22 protein-coding genes and 1 tRNA gene are annotated in these 23,252 nt (G+C 35.8%); 5 read left to right on the top strand and 18 right to left on the bottom strand.

Annotated features, from left to right (window positions below):
- The 7 genes from ZA05_RS17230 to ZA05_RS17200 form a co-directional block, all read right to left on the bottom strand.
- A partial coding sequence (locus ZA05_RS17230) for an RAMP superfamily CRISPR-associated protein (protein ID WP_197276116.1) occupies nucleotides 1-824 on the bottom strand: 824 nt, incomplete at its 3' end.
- 2 nt (nucleotides 825-826) lie between these two features.
- Nucleotides 827-1,240, bottom strand: coding sequence for a TIGR04423 family type III CRISPR-associated protein (locus ZA05_RS17225; protein ID WP_053992923.1), 414 nt, complete (start codon nucleotides 1,238-1,240; stop codon nucleotides 827-829).
- Nucleotides 1,240-2,616: an RAMP superfamily CRISPR-associated protein gene (locus tag ZA05_RS17220; protein WP_082333828.1), complete on the bottom strand. Its 1,377-nt coding sequence runs from the start codon at nucleotides 2,614-2,616 to the stop codon at nucleotides 1,240-1,242. The genes ZA05_RS17225 and ZA05_RS17220 overlap by 1 nt, the downstream gene beginning before the upstream one ends.
- On the bottom strand, nucleotides 2,613-4,136 hold the full coding sequence (locus tag ZA05_RS17215) for a hypothetical protein (RefSeq protein WP_157514737.1): 1,524 nt from the start codon (nucleotides 4,134-4,136) through the stop codon (nucleotides 2,613-2,615). The genes ZA05_RS17220 and ZA05_RS17215 overlap by 4 nt, the downstream gene beginning before the upstream one ends.
- A 5-nt stretch (nucleotides 4,137-4,141) precedes the next feature.
- Nucleotides 4,142-4,702, bottom strand: coding sequence for an RAMP superfamily CRISPR-associated protein (locus tag ZA05_RS17210; protein WP_053992920.1), 561 nt, complete (start codon nucleotides 4,700-4,702; stop codon nucleotides 4,142-4,144).
- The gene (locus ZA05_RS17205) at nucleotides 4,683-6,080 is read right to left on the bottom strand and encodes a hypothetical protein (protein ID WP_157514736.1); all 1,398 of its coding nucleotides are present in this window, start codon (nucleotides 6,078-6,080) and stop codon (nucleotides 4,683-4,685) included. The genes ZA05_RS17210 and ZA05_RS17205 overlap by 20 nt, the downstream gene beginning before the upstream one ends.
- Nucleotides 6,081-6,182: 102 nt before the next feature.
- Nucleotides 6,183-6,854 carry a CRISPR-associated endonuclease Cas6 gene (locus tag ZA05_RS17200; protein ID WP_053992918.1) on the bottom strand — a complete coding sequence of 224 codons (672 nt, stop codon included), beginning with the start codon at nucleotides 6,852-6,854 and terminating at the stop codon, nucleotides 6,183-6,185.
- Between the two features lie 483 nt (nucleotides 6,855-7,337).
- Between ZA05_RS17200 and ZA05_RS18385 the strand changes: the two genes are divergently transcribed.
- The 3 genes from ZA05_RS18385 to ZA05_RS18560 all read left to right on the top strand — a co-directional run bounded on the left by ZA05_RS18385 (nucleotide 7,338) and on the right by ZA05_RS18560 (nucleotide 12,215).
- Nucleotides 7,338-10,628: an McrB family protein gene (locus tag ZA05_RS18385; protein ID WP_053992917.1), complete on the top strand. Its 3,291-nt coding sequence runs from the start codon at nucleotides 7,338-7,340 to the stop codon at nucleotides 10,626-10,628.
- A 3-nt stretch (nucleotides 10,629-10,631) separates the two neighbouring features.
- Complete coding sequence (locus ZA05_RS17190; RefSeq protein WP_231632516.1) at nucleotides 10,632-11,879, top strand: McrC family protein; 1,248 nt, start codon at nucleotides 10,632-10,634, stop codon at nucleotides 11,877-11,879.
- Between the two features lie 204 nt (nucleotides 11,880-12,083).
- A complete protein-coding gene (locus ZA05_RS18560) occupies nucleotides 12,084-12,215 on the top strand; it encodes a hypothetical protein (protein ID WP_255350058.1) in 132 nt (43 codons plus the stop codon).
- Nucleotides 12,216-12,311: 96 nt separating this feature from the next.
- Here the strand turns inward: ZA05_RS18560 and ZA05_RS17180 are convergent, their stop codons facing one another.
- The 7 genes from ZA05_RS17180 to ZA05_RS17150 all read right to left on the bottom strand — a co-directional run bounded on the left by ZA05_RS17180 (nucleotide 12,312) and on the right by ZA05_RS17150 (nucleotide 17,773).
- On the bottom strand, nucleotides 12,312-13,295 hold the full coding sequence (locus ZA05_RS17180; RefSeq protein ID WP_053992914.1) for a carbon-nitrogen hydrolase family protein: 984 nt from the start codon (nucleotides 13,293-13,295) through the stop codon (nucleotides 12,312-12,314).
- Between the two features lie 443 nt (nucleotides 13,296-13,738).
- Entirely contained in the window at nucleotides 13,739-14,188 is a 450-nt protein-coding gene (locus ZA05_RS17175; protein ID WP_053992913.1) for a hypothetical protein, read from the bottom strand.
- Between the two features lie 24 nt (nucleotides 14,189-14,212).
- Complete coding sequence (locus ZA05_RS17170) at nucleotides 14,213-14,602, bottom strand: hypothetical protein (RefSeq protein WP_053992912.1); 390 nt, start codon at nucleotides 14,600-14,602, stop codon at nucleotides 14,213-14,215.
- 362 nt (nucleotides 14,603-14,964) lie between these two features.
- A complete protein-coding gene (locus ZA05_RS17165; protein ID WP_053992911.1) occupies nucleotides 14,965-15,396 on the bottom strand; it encodes a hypothetical protein in 432 nt (143 codons plus the stop codon).
- Nucleotides 15,397-15,519: 123 nt separating this feature from the next.
- Nucleotides 15,520-16,191: a hypothetical protein gene (locus tag ZA05_RS17160; protein ID WP_053992910.1), complete on the bottom strand. Its 672-nt coding sequence runs from the start codon at nucleotides 16,189-16,191 to the stop codon at nucleotides 15,520-15,522.
- A complete protein-coding gene (locus ZA05_RS17155; protein ID WP_053992909.1) occupies nucleotides 16,181-17,644 on the bottom strand; it encodes a tyrosine-type recombinase/integrase in 1,464 nt (487 codons plus the stop codon). The genes ZA05_RS17160 and ZA05_RS17155 overlap by 11 nt, the downstream gene beginning before the upstream one ends.
- 55 nt (nucleotides 17,645-17,699) lie before the next feature.
- Nucleotides 17,700-17,773: transfer RNA gene (locus ZA05_RS17150), tRNA-Met, on the bottom strand.
- A gap of 140 nt (nucleotides 17,774-17,913) precedes the next feature.
- Between ZA05_RS17150 and ZA05_RS17145 the strand changes: the two genes are divergently transcribed.
- The gene (locus ZA05_RS17145; RefSeq protein WP_053992908.1) at nucleotides 17,914-18,306 is read left to right on the top strand and encodes an START-like domain-containing protein; all 393 of its coding nucleotides are present in this window, start codon (nucleotides 17,914-17,916) and stop codon (nucleotides 18,304-18,306) included.
- A 55-nt stretch (nucleotides 18,307-18,361) separates the two neighbouring features.
- Entirely contained in the window at nucleotides 18,362-19,210 is an 849-nt protein-coding gene (locus ZA05_RS17140) for an aminotransferase class IV (protein WP_053992907.1), read from the top strand.
- Here the strand turns inward: ZA05_RS17140 and ZA05_RS17135 are convergent.
- From ZA05_RS17135 to ZA05_RS17120, 4 genes are all read right to left on the bottom strand, one after another.
- Nucleotides 19,207-19,767 (bottom strand): YqgE/AlgH family protein, encoded by a 561-nt coding sequence (locus ZA05_RS17135; protein ID WP_053992928.1) that lies wholly within the window; start codon nucleotides 19,765-19,767, stop codon nucleotides 19,207-19,209. The two genes, ZA05_RS17140 and ZA05_RS17135, sit on opposite strands and share 4 nt — an antisense overlap.
- A gap of 158 nt (nucleotides 19,768-19,925) precedes the next feature.
- Nucleotides 19,926-20,198 carry an HU family DNA-binding protein gene (locus ZA05_RS17130; protein ID WP_053992906.1) on the bottom strand — a complete coding sequence of 91 codons (273 nt, stop codon included), beginning with the start codon at nucleotides 20,196-20,198 and terminating at the stop codon, nucleotides 19,926-19,928.
- Nucleotides 20,199-20,395: 197 nt separating this feature from the next.
- Nucleotides 20,396-21,346, bottom strand: a complete 951-nt coding sequence (fmt, locus tag ZA05_RS17125) for a methionyl-tRNA formyltransferase (protein ID WP_053992905.1) — start codon at nucleotides 21,344-21,346, stop codon at nucleotides 20,396-20,398.
- A complete protein-coding gene (locus tag ZA05_RS17120; protein ID WP_053992904.1) occupies nucleotides 21,343-23,250 on the bottom strand; it encodes an ATP-dependent DNA helicase RecQ in 1,908 nt (635 codons plus the stop codon). Before ZA05_RS17120 ends, fmt begins: the two co-directional genes overlap by 4 nt.
- Nucleotides 23,251-23,252: the final 2 nt, after the last annotated feature.

Below are 23,252 nucleotides of genomic sequence, written 5' to 3'. Positions count from 1 at the left end.
TTCTTATTATTATTTTCAGCATCATTTTCAGGAACATCCAAATATGTAGGTTTTTCAGCATCAAAAAATACGAATTCATGATTTTTTCCAGATGCCTTTTGTCCTTCTCTTTCTTTTCTCTTGCCAGATTGTCCTGTAAAAACTAAAGTACCTTTTTTCCCACCGGATAAAAATGTAGCTTTATTTCTAAATACGCCTCCAAACAATTTTTCCTGGAAAGTTGTAAATTCACCTGTTAGATTCATTTGCTTGACTAGGTCATACTTCCATTTTGCGGTTTTACCCTTTGGGTCCTCATTAAGAAACAAATCCCGAAATGGAATATTTCTATTTTCTTTAAGCTCTTGGTGTGTGATAAAGGCTAAATCTTCACATTCTTCAATTTTCCATTTTCCTTCAGTGTCCTCAGTTAACCAACCAGCTTTAATATCAAACTTTTTATAACTGGTCATATATTCATTTTTAGCACTAGACAAATCCCTAAACGCATAACGGTGATTATTAACTAAGTTTTTGTTTAATCTAGAAAAACTCATAATCTCCAAAACATTACGTACCATCCCTTTAAGTGAAGAGCCTGGAATATAATAGTGTTTGTTTTTGTGTTCGTCTTCTACATGCGAAAACTCGGTTTCAGCATTATTTTTTGCATGTCCATTACGGATAAAAATTGGGGTTTGTGCGGTAATTTTTAGTTCAATTTCACCACTCTCACCATCAGAAAACGGAATGTCGTGACTTATTTGCTCTCCCCAATCAGGACAAAACACTTCTTGCTCTGTAGGAGCAGGTACAAAATTATATGTTGATTTTACGTTGCTCATTGTTATTGTTTTTTAAATCCGCAGAATATACTTGCTTGAAATTGAAGAACGGGCATGCCTTCGCATAAGGAGTCTTCTTTATAGGCCCAAAGATTTTTAAAGGATACTGCTTTTACTTGCTCCCCGAGTCGGTGGGGCAAATAATCTACATCCTCCATTCTGTTTCCTTCTTGTTCTGCGGCTTTCAAATTGAATTCAATAATCCGGTAATTTCCTGTATGCCCAATGTGGATCGCCTTTTGTTCTGCAGCACTATATAAAAGTGCTTCTATAACAAAAGCATCTTCAGGAAGATTATTGAAATTGTATTCCTCTTCTAATAGTACTTGGGGTTCCTTCTGGTTGGACAACCACACGTAGCCTTCGTAGGCAATTTTTGGAATTTCTGTTAAGGTATTATAGGTAGTTGCAGCCATTAGTTTGTAAGATTATAGTTAAACAATTCTTCTCCATTACGTTGTAATATGCCCGTAAACATACCGTGTCCTTTTGTGGTCATTCCGCCCAGTGGCAGTAAACCTTTGACAATATCCTCTAGTGCCAATTCTAGAGCTGTTTTTACATCGGCTTCTAAGCTGTCTAAATCTTGTACATATACATCTAGATTAAAAGATTTCTCAACTAAAGAAGATACTTTTTCACTAAATAATGCACCATCCATGGCACCGCCTGTAAAACGATCAATCGCAACATGATTAAAAATTTTATCGTTACTAACAGCATTCTTATTAAAATAAGTATCGTTAATAAACACACGGCCTGCTTGAGCCTCTTTAACACTCTTTCCAATCTTTCCAAATAAATCGGAGACCGCTTGATTGTCTTCTCCCGTTTTACCAGCCCTATTATCGGCATAAAACTTATTTAACTTATTGTAAAAAAAGGCCACACGATGGGCTAAAGCGCCTTTAATAGAACTGGCCGGTATGACGGTTTGGGTTTCAAAGTCTATGGTATTATCGCGGTACATGGCAACGGTTTCTTCCAAGGGTTTATTATCGGCTTCATCGTCGCCAAAACCTTCGCTAAATACAAAAACACTATCGGGCTGTAATTGTAATTGATAATGGGTTACATGCTTTGCAATTTCTAAATCTTCCGATTGATTTTTTTCAAATTTTAATTCCGAATTGTAGGACGGGTTAAAATCTAGATACGTATTGAAGTCTTCTTTTTGGGTTAAATTGAAAATTCGTGAATAAGATTCTAAAACACGAAGTTGTCCGTAGCCATTTCGGGTTCCAGATCCTAATCTAAATGTAGGACGACTTACAATGGCCATTAAGGTTTTCCAACTTTCTATCAAACTGTAGTCGCCTTTTAACTCCATTTCGAACATAAACCGCGTGCCTTTGTACACAATTTCATTATCAAATAGGCCATTATCCTGTGCTACGCCTTTATCTGTAATGCGCACATGTTGGCGACTTGGTAAATTATTATAATGATCTAAAATCGTTTTATCTGGATCTGGAATGATACCTTCGGAAACTAGACCGTTGTTTAATACCATAAAGGCCGTATGCACTTTTAATTGTGATCCAGAACCATCGGATTCAGCTTTAGAGCCTCCAAAAATAGTACTTGATATCTCTTTGTTTTCTATTTCAAATTGATGTCTTAATACCCCTGCTAAAGTAGTACCTAGTATACAAGGAAAACCATTAACATCTTTTTGTACCAGAGCATCCTTTAGTAAAGATGATTCGCCAGAACCCACAAACATAGGAGTTGCCGCCTCTAGTATAAAACGGGCTAAATAACGATGTGTATCTATCTGTGTTTTTTTCATGAGTTCTTAGATTTTTTTATCGATTCTTTTGCCATTTCTGCGGCAAACTTGGCTATAAACACGGTACCTAATTTCTTGTGGTCATTAAATATTTCCTCAAAAGCAATTCTGTTTTGACCGCGATTTCGACCCCAGTATTTTTCATCTGCTACACCGTGGGTTAAATAACCATTCTTTTTACCACCTTCTTTTATATCTTTATTATTTTCATCTTTTTTTAATTGATAAAAAAGTTGTTCATGTAATTCATCCATAGATGTTGTTTTAGTGGCATAAGCCCGAATACCTCCCCATTGGCTAGGTGAAATACGTTTTAGTCTGTCGATACCTTTTTGATGTTCAGATTCTCCATAAACCAATTGATGAATTTGTTTGGAAATTTCAAGCTCTTGATTTTTTTCTGTAACCTTTGCTTTTAAGAATTCGGTTAAAGGTGAGTTGGCTTCTTTGAGTTGTTTTTTTGGTTTTTCTACTTCAAAAGGGTTTAATGTATTGATTAGAGTTGCATCACCGGCATTAGATTCTAGAAATTTAGGATTGTAAATCACACGACCTAAGCCTTCGGCTGTAAAATTCCCAACTTGATGGGTTTGTGCATCGGTTTTTGTATCTATAACATAAAACACTGATCCTTGTGCAATACAAAAACGCTGTCTGTCTGAAGTATTTCTTTTACCGTTCCACGGGGTGTAACTATGGGTTCTAATTTGAGATTTCTCCCAGTCTATGTTACCACCCGGTAACCCTAATTGCTCAGCTGTAGGCTGAAAAGTAGGCTGCCCCCAACTATCGGTAAAACTTAAATGACTTTGGGCATATACAAGGACATAATCCCCCGATGTAGTAAAACACGCTATATGAGAAGCTGTTACTTTTTCAATAAAGACCTGACCAAATTCTGCCGATTTCGATTTTCCCAATTGTTTGTTGCCTAATAAAACTCTTTCCACCTCATTAATTAAAGTGTCATCCTTATATTGGACTGAAAAAAGAAACTCTTGTCCCGCCTCTAAAGATTCAAAACCAAACATCTTGCCATCGGCAGAGGTTCTGGTATTGCGATCGTAAGCTGATTTTAAAGCAAAATTTTTAGCGATATCGGAAATTACAAGCCCGTTATTTAGGACAAAGCCTGAACGTTGTTGTTTTAACTGTTTTTTTTGTCCATTTTCCTTTCTTGGATACGTATCATTCTTAGCTAATTCCACTAAATCAGGATGGCTATAAATAGCATCTTCGCCTATGGTATTATCTAATTTATCCATAAACAAACCAAAAGGCATTGGGTATGAAACCAAATTATTATTAGTGATGGTTGCATTACCAAAAGACACATCGCCATTATGAAACATAGCTAGCGCTTTGTCTGGGTCTAAATCTTTGTATAATTCACGCGCTACAATCCCTAAAAAATTACTCCCGGGTATATAATTTAAAGAACTCAAATTGCCTTCGGTTGCCAATGAACTATTTAGAAACACATCGGATTTTAGCATACATTTATAAAATATCTCTTTCATACTTTTTAGCTTTTAATTTGAATTTTACAGCGTCCTAAACCACGATTACGTTGTACACCTATAGCTCGCAACATTTTTAAACCGCTTTTTAAAATTTCTAGATGTTTCGAAGTAAAGTTCCCAGCTATGCTTCCTTCTAGTGTAACAGGCACACAGACTTCTATGGTCCTTAAAGAACTGTCTTCGGCCACGCCATTACTATTGATTTTTGTTGAAGAGATGTTACGATATAAAAAAGGAGACATTTCATCAGAAATAGCTTCCAGCTCTACTTTTGGAAGTGTTGCATTTGAAAAAAAGATATTTACGGTTTCTTCACTTAGGTTATTAGATTCTTTTCCGAATAATGCCTCTAACTCTTCTCCTGACACTAAATCCGGTTGCACCTCTTTTATTTCCAATAAAACGTCTTTGAGCAAACCTTTAATGGTTTTACCGGGTAAATAAGGCAAGTTATTTTTGTCTTTTATCACCACACTATCGGCAGCAGCACCAGAGCCTAAACCAGATCCTGCATGCCAATCACTTAAAAAGGTGATGCTATAATTAATTTTGTCTGTTTCCATAATTAAATCCGTTTAGGGTTATTAAGTCTAAAAGCTGTGACGTTTTGTTTTCGTGCATTGCTTTTCTCTCACTTGCTAAATCTAAATCTTTATAAAATTTAGGATTTATCTGTTTCAAGCGTTCAAGCATAAAGTTTGCGGTCGATTCGTTCTTATACAATTCGGATACGATCTGTCTGAGCTTACCAACCACTTTGGTTTTATCGGATTTAGCTGCAGCTTCTTTTAAAGTTTGTAGTTTACTTTGCAATTGTTCTACCTCTGGTAACAAATAAGGGCCAGCATAAAAACTTAGTTCTTCTTTAGTTTTTAAGGTGTCCTCTTTTAACTCTTTAAGAGGCTTCACAAAAGAATCTTGAACTTTGTAGAAGGCTAGTGATGATTTTGGCATTTCCGAGCCCTTAAGGTCCTTTTTTACTTCTTTCTTAGCATCTTTACACAGTTCTTCCGCTAGATGCAGTGCATAATGTAGTGGATAGGATTCTTTAACATAGGCGATACCTGCGCAAGCGGTTAAGCCCTTATTTAGTCCCGAGGTTTTAAATCCTTTAAATTTTTCAACACTTTGTTTTTCAAAAGCATTTAGAAATGTTTCGGTAAAGTCTAAGGCTAAATCGGCTCGTACAATAACTGTTACATCGTCACCACCAATAAGAATAGGACGTATTGGATATTTGTATTTGGGATTAGTTTCGGCTTTCTCCGCTTTATCTTTATTGATCACTACATCAAAAGCTTCTTGAATGGCTGCTTTTGTTGCTTCGTCAATGGCTTTAGAAAAGCTATTAAACTCGTTATTTTCGGTTAAAAATTTTCCGGAATTTTGAAGTATAGTACCTAAACCGTTACCGTCGGCATGAATAACTGCAATCCAGGAATTTGTCCCAGAAGCGGTAATATCTGAAATATCAAAAGCCATATCGTTACTTTCTGGTATAGTAATTCCAGAAGCTTTGGATAATAAGGAATAATGATCTCTGGCATTAAGTTTAGCATCTGTAGCCTGATCTATAACATCATCATCTTTCGTTCTTTTGAAACCAACACCTCCTGTTCGTCTAGCCCGTTCCAAGCCCATAAAACCTTGAACTATAGGGGAGGGGGGTAAATTACGTTGAATTCTAAGATTCTTTTCTAACACTTGAATTTTTTCAGGCAATTCATTGGTGTTTTCATAGGCAACAACCGATTGGCTCACTGTAATTCCAGGCGCTTTTTGCATAACCAACTTAGGGAATTTAGCAACAAAATCCTGACAAGTTTTTTTGTCATTAAAAATGTATTTTATGTTTCCTGCAGCAGATAAAATAATGTTTTCATCTGTTTCCTTAATATTGGCAAGCTTGTAAAAAGTTTGCGTACATATATCTTCTACCAATTCACTACCTCCAATTATTTCGGCAAGTTTGTTGGTTTTAAATATAAAGTCTTGAATGCCCTGTACTGAGGCTCCGTATAAATAGTATGACATAGTGAAGAATTATATTTTTTGTGAATGTATCATTCCATATCCATGACTAGCACTTTTTCCTAATCCGATAAAGTTGGGAAGTAAAATGTTCGCTTCAAAAATTAAATCGAAAGCTAAAACTGGTCTGCCTTTAAATCGGATAATTCTCTGATCTTTAACTTCTAGTATGTTTAAAAGAATATTATCGGTAATATGCCAATCGATCCCTTTGGCAAAGGATAATATATTCCCTTTTAAAATCCGTTCCAGCAATGCTACTTTATCCAAAGGGGAATCGCAGGCATTAAAGCGCTCTAAATTTTTGGTGTTTAGAGCTAACCAGTTTACTATTCTATATGATTTTGAGCTCAATAGCAGTTTTAAGGAATGTTGTTTCATTTCTATGGAGTCTATAACCAAATTCATTGGTTTGTCATGTAGTTTGATTTTTAAATCTGGTTGACTCATTAATCGGTATAACTCCACAGCGCCATCTCCTAAACATACAATCCCAGGACTTTTTTGGATGGATTTATATTGAATTAAAGGGTATTGATACAGAACCGTTGTGTCATCTTGGTGGTGATGGAACAAAATGTGACTACGATCAACTTTTTCGATAATAGCACCCCTAAAGGCAGGCACTAATTTTGGGGGCAATACGTTTTGAAACCTTACGGTTAGAATTTTAATATTTTTCAATTCGAAATGATATATTTATGTAGAATACATCAATAAATATATTGAAATTTTATGCTAAAATTTTACGGAAATCCGGATAATGCAGGGCATTTAAAATAACAATATGTCTGCTTTTTTTTAAATGTTTGAACATCAGTTATGTATAGCTGTATATGTTTTTTTGAAGAATTTAAAATTTATTAACACCTTCAGTTGATACTATGGATTTTTAATGCAAAAAAGATAAATTTTGGATTTTTCTTTAAGAAGGAATGTTATGCATAATAGTTTGAGGCCTTTGATTAAATGAAGAAAAGTTGTCTAACATAAACCTAGTGAATATCAAAGAAACCTTGTTTTGAAAGGTTCCTTTTGCTAAAAAATGTTCTGTTTTCCATGATGTATTAGTAGAAACATTATCTTAGTTTTAAACTAAAGGAATCTGTTTTTGCGGACGAATTACGCGAGTGATTTTGAAAAATATAATATAAAAGAGTTTAAGTAATGAATAACCAACCATCTACATTAGAGATTGCCCCTCCTTTAACTATAGATCAAGTAGCGGAGGAGTTAAAAGCTTTGAATGTAATTAAAAAGTACTTTGATATTGTTTGCAGTGCTTTTATTTTAAAAAATGATAATCAAATTTCTACTAGAGCAACAACCGAAAAAGTACGGAAACTTAGGATTGAAAATGGGTTTAATGACCATGAGGATAATATCCTTGGGAGAATTGATCAGGATTGTAGGTATTTCCCATATGATGTGTTTTATGATGGTATTCAGGATTTTGCCAATGCGGTTAGAAATAACCAATTGATTAAGGATTATGAGAGAAGCTTATCCAAGGATCCTAGCAATAAGAATAAAATTGATGAGGTAGTTAAATTGCTTAAGCAATATGTATTTATTGAAACAGAAGATGAAGTTGAGGTTAATGCCGAGAATCAAAAACTCTATGAGCTGAAGAATGCATTTCTGAGAGAGTGGCCTATTGATAGAATTGCTTCTATGAGGTTGAATGAGTATACCAATTTAGATAAAACATCTTTCTGCTACTGGTTGGAACATATAACGAGGGATTTAGGAAGTATTGCAGGGGGGAGTTCCTATAAGTTCGGAATTTATAAGACCTATGGGGAAGCTAATGTTGACGAAAACAGCAACAGGGCTACAGATGGTGACTATGCATGGTTTAAAAAATATGGAGAAACCCGAGACGATGCATTTCTAACGGTTAGAGGCTTGGTTGAAAGAATCGCCCGATCTACACAGGATGATAAACTGGAATCCATTGACGATATTGATCTAGGTCATGCCTTTAAATGGAAAATTGCTTTCCTATATGGAGATTTCAATTGTTTAAATATGTTTAAACTGGATGCCCTTAGGGTTATTGCATCAAACTTAAATATCGATTACACTAACAAGACCCCTGTATCCAAATTTCATAGGGCCATTTTGAAAAGTAAACCAAACAGCGAGGAATATTTCGCCTATTGTCATGATTTATGGGCGCAATATCAGGGGCGCTTAAGAGATGTAAAGGATGAATTTGCAAAATGGTTGAACAAGAACACCTATGATTCTTATAGGGCCTATTTGGGGAATTCTGTAAAGGAAATTGTTTCAAGACTGGATGAGATAAATAATTTCTTTGAGGATATCGACCTTTTTTTAGTGGATCCAAATAATGTAAACGGTTTGGTGGATACTATTTTGTTTATGATGACAAAAAAGGAACGCCTAAAGAACCAAGATTTTGTGGAGTATGATAAAAAGAACAGTAATGGTATTCCAAAGGCTATCTTAGGGAAAAATAATTATCTGAGGTTTCTTAAGGAAAAGTTTGACGGGGTTGCTATTCCAGATTCGGATTACAATCAATTGATCAAGAAACTTGATCAGGATAAACTGGGGCTCTACCTAGATGTTTTAAGAACTTTTGTGGAAGAAAACAACTTGTCTCCTCAGGATGAAAGATTAGCTTATAATATTCGACCAGAAAGGAATATGCTTGCTTTTATCATAGGTAGTAGGTATGCTTTTTTAATCCACCTTCAAAATAAACAAACCTGGTTTCAATTTATATCTAAGAATAGGTTTGATGAGAATTCTGAAGTCTTTAATGATCAGCTCGGGAATGAGGAGATGTATTTAAATAAAATAGATTCCCTTATTGGTTTTATGGATGAACTGAGGGAAGGATTGAAGATTGAGTTAGATAGAAATTACAAGTCACCCTTTAGAAGACATCTTAATACAGATTTCGGAAGGGATATTTTTCAAATGGAAATTTCAACGTTAAACAATGAATATCATATGGGAGCGCAAATACATTCCAAAAATTTAATTTTCTACGGCCCTCCAGGAACAGGAAAAACTTATGGAACAAAAGAAGAGGCTGTAAGGTTAGCGAATCCAAATTTTATTTTTGAAACAACTTGGGATGAAAAAACGAAGCGGGAGCATGTGGTTAATGAATATGATAATCTTAGAAAGTCTGGCCAAATTGTATTTACTACGTTTCATCAATCGGTCAGCTATGAGGATTTTGTAGAAGGTATCAAACCTGAAACAACCAAGGAGGGAAGCGTGGTTTACAAGGTTGAGGACGGGATTTTTAAAAACATTGTGAAGGATGCCTTATCTGAATATTTAGAAGTAAACAATGAAGATAGAGACGATTTTGAAACACTTTATGATGATTTTGTAGAGAGCATTACCCCTCTTATAGGTAAAAGAGAAGCGGTTTTCACAACGAAAATTGGGGTAGGCTTGATGCTTGAAGATGTTAACGAAAAAGGGATTTGGGTTAAATATCTGTGGTCCAATAATAAGCAAGAGAGTGAGGGGCAACATGTTTTTCTTGTTCCTAAAGACAAATTGAAACGAGTGCTTTTAGAGGAGATCGTTCCTCAGGAGGTTAAAAGCCTGAAAAGTGAACTTCATCCTTTAGTAGGTCATATCCATTGTGAATTGTTTGGGGTTTATAAGAGGTTTTATGAGTTTGTTTTAAATAATAGAGGTGAAATCGAAACGGTTCAATTCACCGCTAAGGATTTGGAGTTTGATGACATAATAGATCAAATTAATGAATTGCCTCAGAGAGAATTACGTGATAAACAGGTAAGGAACTATGTTTTGATTATTGATGAAATCAATAGGGGAAATGTGTCTGCTATTTTCGGGGAATTGATAACCCTCCTAGAAAAGGACAAGCGTATTACAGAGGAGGAAAAGGTGTGGATAAAATTGCCTTATTCTAAAAAGGAATTTGGGGTTCCAGGTAATTTATCCATCATAGGAACCATGAATACAGCCGATAGGAGTGTAGAGGCGCTGGATACAGCGCTGAGACGTCGATTTGAATTTAAGGAAATGATGCCGGATTATGCGGTAATCAAGGATAAGAAAGTTGATGAGGTGCTATTGTCTGATGTGTTAAGAACCATTAATCAGAGAATTGAATTGTTAATCGACAGAGACCATACCATTGGCCATTCCTATTTTTATAAGGTGAAAACCAAAAGAGATTTGGCCAATGCTTTCAATAATAAGATCGTGCCTTTACTACAAGAATATTTCTATGGAGATTATGGGAAGATAGGATTGGTATTGGGAATGGGATTTGTCGAGAAGCTAAAAAATGACACTATTGAATTTGCCAAATTTGATTATGACAATGCGAATGATTTTAAGATTTCAAGTTATGTGTTGAAACAGGTTAATGAAGGAAATGTTATGGAGGCTGTAACTCAATTGTTGGGAATTAAGGAACCTGTGTCTATTTAATTGTTGAAGCAAAATATCATATCGGTTTTTGAACACCAACGCCTATATGTTGGTGAAAAGGGATTTAAGCAATTGCATCTGGATGCGTTGCTTAAGCTTAATGAATATCACGAAGGGAAGTACTTTGAACCGATTTCTAAGGGGATAAAATTCAATCAATACGTAGGGGTAATTCAAGTGGATGGCCTGACCATTGAAATCAACCCTAAGGCAGATAAGGATGATGAGGATAGTAGATGGAAAGGTGTCTTGTTGAAAATGCTACAAGCCTGTGGTAGGCTTAAGGCGGAATCTTCTGGAGCAGCCCATGTAAAAAGACAACATCTTAACTTGTTGGAGGTGTATTTTGAATTATATCTTCAGGAAGTAGAAGGCTTGGTAAGGAAAGGACTTGTTAAGCAATATAGAAAGCAAACACAAAACACAAAAGCGCTTAAGGGAAAGTTGGAATTTGCAGGACACATTAGGAATAACGTGATCCATAAGGAACGGTTTTATACAACCCATCAGGTCTATGATACCGACCACATATTGCATCACATTTTACATAATGCACTTTCCATTGTTGCTCAATTCACAAGGGGGACGAGGCTAAATGACTTTAGCAATAGGGTGATGTTGAATTTTCCCGAAGTTGAAAAAAAGACAATAACGGTCCAACAGCTAAACAGTATACAGTTGGACAGAAAATCTGGTGGTTACAGTTATGCCTTAGAATTAGCTAGGCTAATAATCTTGAATTATTCACCCGATATCTCAGGAGGCAAGGAGAAAATGCTGTCACTGTTATTTGATATGAATGAATTGTGGGAGGAATACATATTAAAACAGTTGCAAAAGGCTTGTGAAGGTTCTGAAATAAAGGTCTCAGGTCAAGAGTCTAAGTCTTTTTGGGGCAGTAATAGTTTAAGACCAGATGTTGTCCTACGTAAACGAAATAAAACTTTTATCATAGACACAAAATGGAAGCGACCATTGAATAGCTCTGCTTCTGTAGGGGATCTACGGCAAATGTATGCCTATTGTAGGTTTTGGGATGCCGAAAGGGCTTTGTTGCTATATCCAGGTAAAATGTCGGACAATAAATTTAAACGTTATAATACGGACGATTATTCAAAAGATCATGAGGATAATCATATGGAAATGGATCATCAATGTAAAATGGGGTTTGTATCAGTGCTTAATAGCCAAAATGATGGATTAGATCGAAATCTAGGGAATATAGTCTTGAAAATATTGTTTAATGATTGACTTTTTAACAGTTCGAATTGAGATTTTTTGAAGTGTGGAAATATGTGAAATAACTTTTCATTGTCTTGCTTCATCAACCATTCCAACAGTAATGTTTATATGTTTTTTTTAATTCTTAACCACACTTGTTGTCAAATCAACAGTTCAATCAACAGCTCGATTGGTGATGGCAATTGTGGTCAAAAAACAGCTTTTTGGCTAAAAATGGTTACAAACGTACCCAAATTTTGGGTCTTTGCCACGGTCGAACAACGATCGTTGCAACGTTTGGAAGCTCATTTTGCAACGGTTCAGATTGGAGAAGCAACGATCGTTGCAACGGTTCGAGGCAGTTAATCAACGATCGTTGCAACGTTTAGAATAGTGTATTTTGATAACCTGAGAGGGGGTATTTACCCAAAAATAAGATTTGCACTTTTCGGGATAGGGGCATTATAGTTCTATATCACTTGCATTTTTCTGTCTTTTGAGAATGTATGGCAAAGTAACTTCTTCATAAAATTTACGATATGGGCCTGATAAAGCAGCTTCCCAGTTTTTGTGTTGCTCTTCTGTAAATTGAGGTATCCAGAATCTTTCAGGAATCGGGGGAGTTGATTCTTTAACTTTACCCATTTCGATGTCTCCCCAGATTATGCCTTCACCATCTCCATAGGATAACTTTTCAATTACCTTTCCGTGACCATCAACAATCTTGGCTTCTCCCAAAAAATACATTGTAGAGTTTATTGGTTCGTCTTCCCAGAAATAGTTTTCGCTTACTTTCCCTACATGATTTGCATGTACCACGGGAACCCCAAGCAGAGTTGCGAAATCGGTTGGTGCATTTTGCAATAGGGCTAGGTGATTCTCATCGATTGATTTCTCAGGATCTTCAAATGCTGGCCAACAGGAGCCTCCAATAACAAGATCTACCTTATCCAACATTCTTTTGGCAGTATCAGTTCGCAGATATTCCCAACATAAAGACACCCCAATAGTTCCTATTTCAGTCTCAAAAACACCATCATCTTCTCCTCCTGAGTAAAAACAATTTTCGTGATAGGTTGGGTAATCTTTATTGTGTACAAAATATTGACCGTCGGGAAAGACAAGTACAAAACTATTATGGATTTCTTCTCCATGAAAGGCTAGAAAAGATCCTCCAATGATTCCGTTATATTCTTTAGAGAGCGACTTGAGAAGTTTTAATGATTTTCCTTCAAAAGGTTCAATATCCTCCACTACCTTTTTATTGAAAGGAAAACCAAACCCAGGGGAGGTGAAAAACTCGGGGATTAGTACAAGGTCTGCGTCATTTTCTAAGGCTTTTCGGATGTACTTTTCTGCATTGGCAAGGTTGGCATCAAATTGCCCCACCTTAACATTAAGTTGGATTGCAGCGACCCGAATATTCTTTTTATTAGTACAACTCATTGTTAGTATTAATAGCAATGACAACAAAGAGCCAAGTCTCATACTTTTAAATCTTCTATTCATTTTGATTGGTTTTTAAATGCTGAATATTTAGGTGATAAATAGTCATCTCTTACAATATAGCAAAAACATTTAAGGGAATTTGGCTTATCAATTAATAAGTATGCTTTGTTCTAAGTCATCTTTTTACGACAATCTTGTACGAAAATGACTTTGTTTTGTTCTGTGAAGGAAGGGGCGTTTTTTGATGGAATGGCATTTTCCTTTGATGGGCTACAGGATAAAGCCTATATTTTTTTATTGTCTCCATTGCAGCAATGATTACAAAGGTTGGCATAGAGATTTTTTTTGGGGTAAGAATGAAAAAGGGTTCAACTTAAAAAAGCCAAACCCTTGATTTATATTTTATACACTTTTTTGAGATCGTGTACACAGATAGGAAATTATTCAATATTGAACTTTTCGTCTATTAATCTGGAAATTAGTTTTTTATTTAGTAATTCAAGCCCTAGAGACATGGAAATTCCGATGTTCGTAACTTCTGAATCGAATTTAGAAAATAGTTGATCATTATTTATCGGCATACATAAATATCTTACCTTATCTTCTTTTTTCTTAATTTTTGTAATTGTTATAAAAACGGCTTTAACATTACCTGAATCAATTTTTTTAAAGAGTTTGAAGTTGTATTTAAATTGTCCCTCTGATAGTTCTAAAAAGTCTTCTAACTCATAGCCTTTTAGCATAGTTGCCGAATCGTCGATACCATAAATATTGGTCAAATAATTGTATTCATCGTAAGTTGTTGATATATCACTTGATTCCAGACTATTTTGGCTTACAACTATAATTGATAAAAGAGTGAAAATAAGGGTTGTAATAATTTTTTTCATGTTGTTTGGTTGATTTTAAGTTGTTTATTGGATGTTATTACTTTTTAGTTTTAAGGATGCAGACTCTACCTTGTCAATGAAGTCTTCAAGAAAGTCTCTCTTCATGCCTTTAGTTTCAAATACAATTGATTTTCCTCCAAGAGAGTTGACGGAAACCACATGCTTTTTCGATGAAAAAAATGAAATAATTAAAAATATTCCAACTACTAAAGGAATAGTTAGTATACCAAATACTAAAAGCCAAATACTGCTTTTAAGATAGGTTAATTCGATTGAACTAATTCTATCTAACATTATAGAAGTAAAGTCAGAACTACTTTTCGGTGTTTGATGGTATCTAAGCCTATGGGTTGTTAATCTAAGTTGTTTGCTGCTCGATTCAAGGAGTACTTTTTCGTTTTCTATACCCTGCATGTAAAATTAATTTATGTGATTATTTTCGAAAATATGTTGAATTTTTTAAAGAAAAAAGTAGGAATTTAACTAATAAATTGGTGGGCTTGTAATACTTTGATAGAGAGATTTATCTAAAGTTTACTTAGAACTATGCAAAAATACTGGTTAGGATTTTTTTTTCACAATTTGTCTAATTGCTTTACGCTGTCTATTCAAAATAATCTATTGAATATTTGATATGAATATTATGAAAAGCTATTTTTATAGTGCAAAAAAGTACATCTTTGGTAGGATTGAAGTTTATAAGACAGAATAGGTCTGGCAAAAAAATGCATCTCCCATTAGGCTATAATAAGGTCTTAATATTACTGGCCAAAAAATTAATGTTTCATCCAAGGAGAAGGAACTATATAAACAATCTCTTGCGTTTCCATATCGTAAAACGGTTTTTTGCCATCGGGTAGGGAAGGGTGATTTTTAATTGGGTGGTACCTTCCTTTGATACGTGTTACCAATGTGTTTAAATCTTCTTTTGTAACGTTTTTTTTAAGCTCGGGAGTTAGGAAGCTTTTTATGAGTTCGACAATAGCTGCACCAGTTGCAGCATTTCCAACTCCCGCAATACTCATGGATTCTACTGTCTGCTTTTTCTTCTCTTTTGGTTCGGTTACAATGATCTCAGTTGTAGGTTTTGATTGCTTCGCATGATGGGCCTTTGAGCGACAAGAATCACTGCAAAACTTTTGGGCGCGTCTTCTTTTTGGGGTGTATTCCTTATGGCAATAGTGGCAGATGTAAAATTCTGTTTCCAATGAATTAAGCGTTAAATGAACGTTCGTTTGACGTATAATTTTTGTTTTTTCAGTTTGAACTGTTGATTCTGACTATATTTGTAGTCATTTTTGTGTTGGTAATCATGATAACAATTGTAGTCATTATTGATAGATCACGTTAAAGACGGTTTCCAACAACATCTTATCGACTTCTTCGTCCGTGATCAATTCCGTTTTCTTTTTTCGAGGTTTTGGATTCTTCTTAACAGGAGGTGTTGGAGCCTGTAAATTTGGTACGGTCACCTTAAAATTAGGAGAGGCCATTTGTTTTTCCATTCGCTCTTTGAACAGTCTTATGCGTTCATTTGATACGGGATTCCCATATTTTTCAATAACAAGGTTTCGATGGTTCTCAAAAAGTTGTTTTTGGATTGCAAAAAGTTCTACAATGGATTCACTGGGCAAATGAATGCACTCATGAATGTTATCGTGCATCCATTGTGATAGCATTGTATAGGAATCCAAATGTTCCCAGTATTTTTTTAATAAATGTTCAAATTGGGCATTACTTAGCGTTTCCTTGGCATCCAAAAGAGCGAAGATGTTTTCCTCAAATATGGAACTCTTTTCAAGCAGGGCATATTTTTGAAATCGTGTTGGGTCAAATATGGTCTTCCTGTCTCTGTCCATATAGACGACTGTATTGACGTCTTCCTTAGGTAGAATGTCCCTGTATATAGAATCCTGGATGAAATCATAAAGGATTTCAGGGACATAATAAATATATAGCCTGGTAATATTGTTCCGTATGGTTTCAAAAATGCTATTGGTCATTTGCCTTTTGTAACAAGTGTGAATAGTCATTAGGTAGGGATGCATCAATATCCCTTAAATATTTTTCCAAAGCATCCATGGTCGTATGTCCCGTGATCTCCATCAAGGCACTTTTTGCAGCAAAAGGAGTGGAATCCTTAACAAGCGCCCTGTAGAGTTGTGTAATGAATGTATGCCTAAAACTGTAGAGGCCATAATTACTGTCCAATCCAAAATGTCTTTTAACAGCCTTAAAACGTTTTGAGAAATTATCTCTTCTGTTGGTTTCCGAAGCATCCCATTCAGCCCCAATGGCATCGGGAGTGAACAAATAGTGTTCTGGATCCATGTTTGATAGGTCTGGGAGATCAGCAATCAAAATCTCAGGAATCAACTTGGTCTTGAAGACTTTATTTTTTGCTTCAAATTGGAGTGTTTTACTCTTTAGGTTGATGTCCTTAATCTTCAATCGATTTACCTCAATAGGCCTTAAAAAGTTATAGGATACAAATTTTATGTACAATAATAATATAGGATCGTATTTCTCCAAATACTCAAAAATTGCTTCCTGCTTTTCCTTTGTATAGGTCTTGTTCCTGTTGGGCTTGGTTTTCATCACAGGAATTCTCTTCATCGGATTGGAAACGATGATATCGTTGTCTTCCAAAAGTTGCATGATACTGCTAAGATTTAACCTGTAATTGTTTCGGTTTCTCGAACTGGACGTTAAAAGGATATGGTTCAAAAAGTCCATAGCTACTTTTTTGTTGACCTGATCAATGGTTTTGATTTTTGGACGGTTCTCCTCAATCCAATTGATGAAAATATTGACAGAGTAGGAGTAACCCTGTAAGGTGGCAGGTTTTACAATCTTACCTTTTAGTTCCATTCCGAAATTAAGGGCTTCCTTTACGGTCATTACCTTTTCTTCTTCCTCAATGGTTTCATTTGGAGCTTCAATATGAACATTAGGAACTTCTACTTTAGGTTCAATTATAGGTTGTGGAATTATCTCAGTCTTTACTTCCTTTTCCAATTTTGGAGTGGTTTCAGGAAGGATGGGCTGAGCCACTGGCTGTATTTCTTCAACTGGTTTTGGTGGAGCAGGAGCATTTAGAACTTTTATGCCTGGATTTTTCGACTGAAATAATGCCGTGTTATCTGCATAAGGATTGTAGCCCTGTCTTAAAAGTTTTAAAAGTCTTATCCTGTATTTTGATAGTACCGCAAGTCGGTCTTCCTTGGTCTTGTAGAGATGGGCAGTTCCATAAATGTTTTTCATTCTTTGGAGTTTGCCCGTTTCTGGATTTCGATACGAAAAATAGACATACCATCTTTTCTTGAGGTCGCCTTTTGCATCGTAGATTTTTGGGGTGGAAAAATTGGTTTTGTGTGCCAAATTGTGTTCTAAATCGTGTGCGAAATTGTGTTCACTTTCGTGTTCAAATGTAAGGATTTCATTTAATGTGGACATAAAAAAAACGGTTTAGAGTGAACTAAACCGTTTGTTTATGGGGGATTTCTCCTTGTAGCGAGACCGAGATTTGAACTCGGGACCTCTGGGTTATGAATCCAACGCTCTAACCAACTGAGCTACCTCGCCATTCTTGTTTTGCTTTCGCGGGTGCAAATATAAAAACAAAATTAGTTTCCACAAGCAAAAACGTATTAAATTATTTTTTTAATTTTTGTTTTAAACTATCCAATTAATGTATATATTGAGCGTGATAATAATGTTTATATATGGAAGAAAAAATTAAGTTAGAAATAGAATTTCCTATCCACGCCTCGCCTCAATTGTTATACCAATATATATCCACACCTTCGGGGCTATCCGAATGGTTTGCAGACAATGTGAACTCGAGAGGGGAGATCTTTACTTTTATTTGGGATGATAGTGAGGAGAAAGCAAAAATGCTAAGTAAGAAAAGTGGAGAGCGTATAAAATTTAGATGGCTCAATGATGATGCAGACGATGCCTCCTATTTTTTTGAAATTAAAATACAGGTAGATGAGATTACTAAAGATGTATCATTGATCATCACCGATTTTATTGAAGAAGATGAAATGGATGAAGCCAAAATGCTTTGGGAGAACCAAATTTCAGATTTAAAACATGTTTTGGGCTCGGCCTAGACTAACAGTAATATAAGTTATATATTTGTCCCGATTTTTAATCGGGACTTTTTTTATGATCAATTTAAACGGAACACTTCAGGAAGATACTCAGTTTAACCTATCCATTAAAAATAGAGGATACCAATTTGGAGATGCTCTTTTTGAGACCTTTAAGGTAGTACATGGTAAAATTCTATTTTTAGAAGATCATTATTTTAGGTTGATGGCTTCCATGCGTATTTTGCGAATGGAAATTCCTATGGAGTTTACTATGGAATTCCTTCAGGAAGAAATCCTAAAAACAGTGGAGGCAAATAAGCTATCCAGTCAAACTGCCAGAGTAAGATTTACTGTTGATAGGGGAGAAGGGGGGAAATATGCTCCGTTGCATAAAGCCATTAATTATAATGTAATTGCGGAGCCATTGGACACTCCTTTTTATAGCATTGATTCAGGAAACAACTATGAAGTGGATTTGTTTAAAGATTATTTTGTGGCTCCAGGTTTGTTGAGTACGCTTAAAACCAATAACAAAATCATTAATGTTTTGGGGAGTGTATACGCTCAAGAAAATCAATTGCAAAATTGCCTTTTGTTGAATACCGAAAAACAAGTAGTGGAAGCCCTTAACGGGAATTTGTTTTTGGTGAAAGGCGATAAAATTAAATCACCACCATTACAAGATGGCTGTTTAAAAGGCGTAATGCGAAAGCAAATTATAGAATTGCTTTTAAATATGGGAGACTACGAGTTCTCAGAAGCGTCCATTTCTCCCTTCGAGCTTCAAAAGGCAGACGAACTATTCATTACCAATGTTATCATAGGTATTCAGCCTATAACAAAGTACAGAAAGAAAAGCTTTGGCAATACTATAGCGAATCTTTTGGTTGAAAAGTTGAACGTAAAAATTAGGCTATCTTAATTATAGCTTGGATTTTCGGGGGCGTTGGACCAAATGCAGTACTCGCCTCCAAACTCTATCATCTTTTCTTTCCAAAAACTGTCTCCGCTTTTTTTGATAAGCTCATTTTTATAAATGTTCTCCGAAACCACCCAAGAACTGGAGTGTAGCTCTCTATCCAATTGGCTAGGCTCCCAGCCAGAATAGCCGAGGAAAAACCTAATGTCCGAATCTTTTAGCTGCCCACTGTTCAAAAGCTTTAAGACAGTTTCAAAGTTGCCTCCCCAATAAATCCCATACGATATTTCTATACTGTCCGGAATCAATTCCGGGACCTTATGGATAAAGTACAGGTTGTCCTGTTCTACAGGGCCACCGTTAAACACCTTAATGTTTGCATCGGTTTCTGTAATGAGGTCACCCAGTGTGTACGGAAGTGGCTTGTTCAAAATAAAGCCAATGGAGCCTTGATCAGTGTGGTCGGCTAATAAAATCACAGACCTATTGAAAGACATATCTCCAATAATAGATGGTTCGGCCACTAACAAGTGACCTTTTTTTGGTTGAAGTGTAATCATAGCAGTATGATTTATCATAAATCTAAAACTTATTTTTTTAAAAACCAACAAATTCCACAACTAACCACTTTACCGTAAAAAAAAACTCACTTGAAAAGTGAGTTTTTAAAGTATAAGTTATAAAAGGACTAAAAGAATTTTTTTAGCTCTTTTGATTTTTAGTTAATAGCGCTTGATAAATCAGATCCAGCTTTAAACTTAACTACGTTTTTAGCTTTGATTTGGATTGTTTTACCAGTTTGTGGATTTCTTCCTTCTCTTGCTGATCTTTTAGATACAGACCAAGTACCAAATCCTACCAAAGAAACTCTATTTCCTTTTTGTAAAGCTCCTTCGATGTCAATTAATAATGAATCTAATGCTTTTTTGGCAGCTGCCTTAGAAATTCCAGCGTTTTCTGCCATTCCATTGATTAAATCTGTTTTGTTCATAAATTTAAATTTTTAATTATTAAATAAATAGTTGGGTTAAACGTAAATGTTAAATCCTCCTACAAATTTATACGGATAATCCATTCATGCAAGTAATAGCAAGGGAAATGCAAATATTTGTTGATAACTTTAACGATTTGTTAATAAAGGGCGTGCATTTCATCGATGTTTTCAATTTTTTCAGTAATAGCAAGGGTTTAGAGCAGTTTTGCCCCCTCAGAAAATTGAAATCCGTTTAAAAGTGATTTTACATCCATTTTTCGCTTTCCGGGCAGCTGAATTTCTTTAATAAGTAGGTAACCATCTTGAACCGACACCTTTAAATGGTCTTTTTGAACTTCAATGGCACCAACAGTGTTGTTATGGGCGATTTTTTCTTTATCAATCCCAAAAATCTTAACGGCCAAGGTTTCTTCATTATTTTCCAAATAGCACCAAGCCGATGGAAATGGATTCAAGCCTCTAATTTTATTGTAAATGGTGTCCAAAGGTAGATTCCAATCTATTTTACAATTGTCCTTGTTTAGTTTATAAGCGGTTTTTAAATCATCATTTTGGGGTTGAATAGTAGTAGTCACATTTCCTGCAGCGATAAGATCAACAGTTTCTATAATAAGTTCACTTCCCATATGCATCAGGCGATCATGTAACATCCCTACAGTTTCGTCAGGAGCGATAGCTGTTTCCTTTTGAAGAATCACAGCCCCGGTATCAATCTTTTCATCTATAAAGAATGTAGTCACGCCTGTTTTGGTTTCTCCATTAATAATGGCCCAATGTATTGGTGCGGCACCTCTGTAATCTGGTAACAAGGAGGCGTGAAGGTTGAAAGTGCCATATTTTGGCATGTCCCAGACCACTTTTGGCAGCATTCTAAAGGCAACCACAATTTGTAGGTCAGCCTCAAGTGATTTTAATTCTTCAACAAATGCTTCCGATTTTAAGTTTGTTGGCTGCAACACGTTCAAACCTTTGGAAAGGGCATAGGTCTTTACGGCTGATTGGTTGAGCTTTCTACCGCGACCCGCTGGTTTGTCTGGAGCCGTGATAACGCCCACAATATTATAACCCTTAGTAACTAGGGCGTCAAGGTTGGCAACCGCAAAATCGGGTGTGCCCATAAATACTATGCGAAGGGAATTTTTCATGTGTGTGTTAATTTATAGGTGTTTGTGGGGGTAATTTTAATAATATGGTGTTCTAACATGAGTTTTAAAACTCTTAAAAGCTCTTGTTCTTCATAAGGAAGCTTATTGGCTAATTCCCTTGATGATAACGCTTGGTCTTCTAACGCTGTAACAATGGCATTTTTGATAACCTTTACGTCTGTACTGTTTTGGTTCTTTTGTTTTTCTTTTGAAATACATACCGAACAAATGCCACAGTCCTTTACATCGTCCTCTCCAAAGTACTGGAGTAATTGTACGCTTTTGCAAATAGTATTGTTATTGGTGTAGGCGATGACTGAAGTTATCTGGTCTTGTCGTAATTTATGTTGTTGCAAGATGATTTTTGAAATCCTATTGATAGTTTTATCATCTTCACGAGGTTGTATAAAAGTCAGTTCGGAGTCTGTATTGGAATGTTGAAAGGTGATAATCTCATCTCTTTCCAATTGTTGCAGAGCTCCGATAATAGTTGCTTCAGGCAAACTGGCTTTGTTGGCAACCAGTTTCGTATTAATTTTTAGTAAATGTTCAAAGATACCTCCATAGGTTCTAAGGATGGATTTTACAATAATTGCCAAGTCGCCATGAGTATCCAGGTAATGAAAAAGTGCTTGGTTACTTATTATAAACTGAACCTTGGTTTGTTGATTAAATTGCTGCGATAGAAAAATTACACTATTTCGGTCCAATAGCTGCAATGCATTATAGGCTAAGGTTGTGTTGAATTCATAGGCTTTACAGAAGTCTATAAAGTTGAATTGATACACGTTGTTTACGCCTTCTCCATAAGACACTTGAAAATAATTACATAGCTTTCTGTAGACCAATTTGATAAAGTCCATGCTCGGCAATGTCTTTAAAAATTGGTTGTGGAGTTGTTGCTCGTCAGCTTTACTTTTTAAGACGACCGCAATAGCTTTCTTTCCGTCTCTTCCCGCTCTTCCCGCTTCTTGGTAATAGCTTTCCAAACTTTCGGGCAAGTTAATGTGAATTACCGTTTTTACATCGGGTTTGTCAATCCCCATACCAAAGGCTGTTGTAGCCACCATAATGGGGGTTCGGTTGTGAGTCCAAGCATACAGGCGTTCCTGCTTTTCATCGCTGGTAAGACCACCGTGAAAAAATGTACTTGCAAAGCCCTTTTGTGATAAGTATTGACTTATTTCTATTGTTGCCTTTCTATTTCTAGCGTAAATAATAGAGGCGCCTTGATGTTTCTTTAGGATTTGTTCAAGTTTGTAAAGCTTGTCTTCGGCCTCAACCACAATATAGGCAATGTTGAGCCTGTAAAACGATGCTCGGAACACTTTAGGTGAAATAAAGTCCAACTCCTTCATGATATCCTCTACCACATCGGGTTTTGCCGTGGCTGTAAGGGCAATCATGTTCACCGTGGGGTGTAGTCGCCTTAAAACACTGATGTTTTTATAGGCCGGCCTAAAGTCGTTTCCCCATTGCGAAATACAATGTGCTTCATCCACTGCAATAAGATTGACATTCATTTGTTGGATTCTGTCCTGAACCAAACTTTGCTGAAGACGTTCTGGAGAGAGGTACAGGAATTTATAATTCCCATAAATGCAATTGTCCAAAAGGGTGTCCAAACGCTCTGCACTTATACCGCTGGTGATGGCCATGGCCTTAATACCTTTCTCATTAAGGTTGTTTACCTGGTCTTTCATAAGAGCCACCAAAGGGGACACCACAATACAAATTCCCTTTTTTATAATGGCAGGAATTTGAAAACACACCGATTTACCACCCCCGGTTGGCAAAAGCGCAAAGGTGTCTTCATTTTCAAGTACGGCATTAATAATTTCTTCCTGAAGTGGTCTAAAGGATGTGTGGTTAAAATACCGTTCTAAAACTTGAATAGGGTGCATGG

It is taken from the genome of Mangrovimonas sp. TPBH4 (genome assembly GCF_001280505.1).
Lineage (GTDB): Bacteria > Bacteroidota > Bacteroidia > Flavobacteriales > Flavobacteriaceae > Mangrovimonas_A.
The sequence above is the reverse complement of the archived record's forward strand: the minus strand, read 5'-3'. Positions and strand labels throughout refer to the sequence as shown.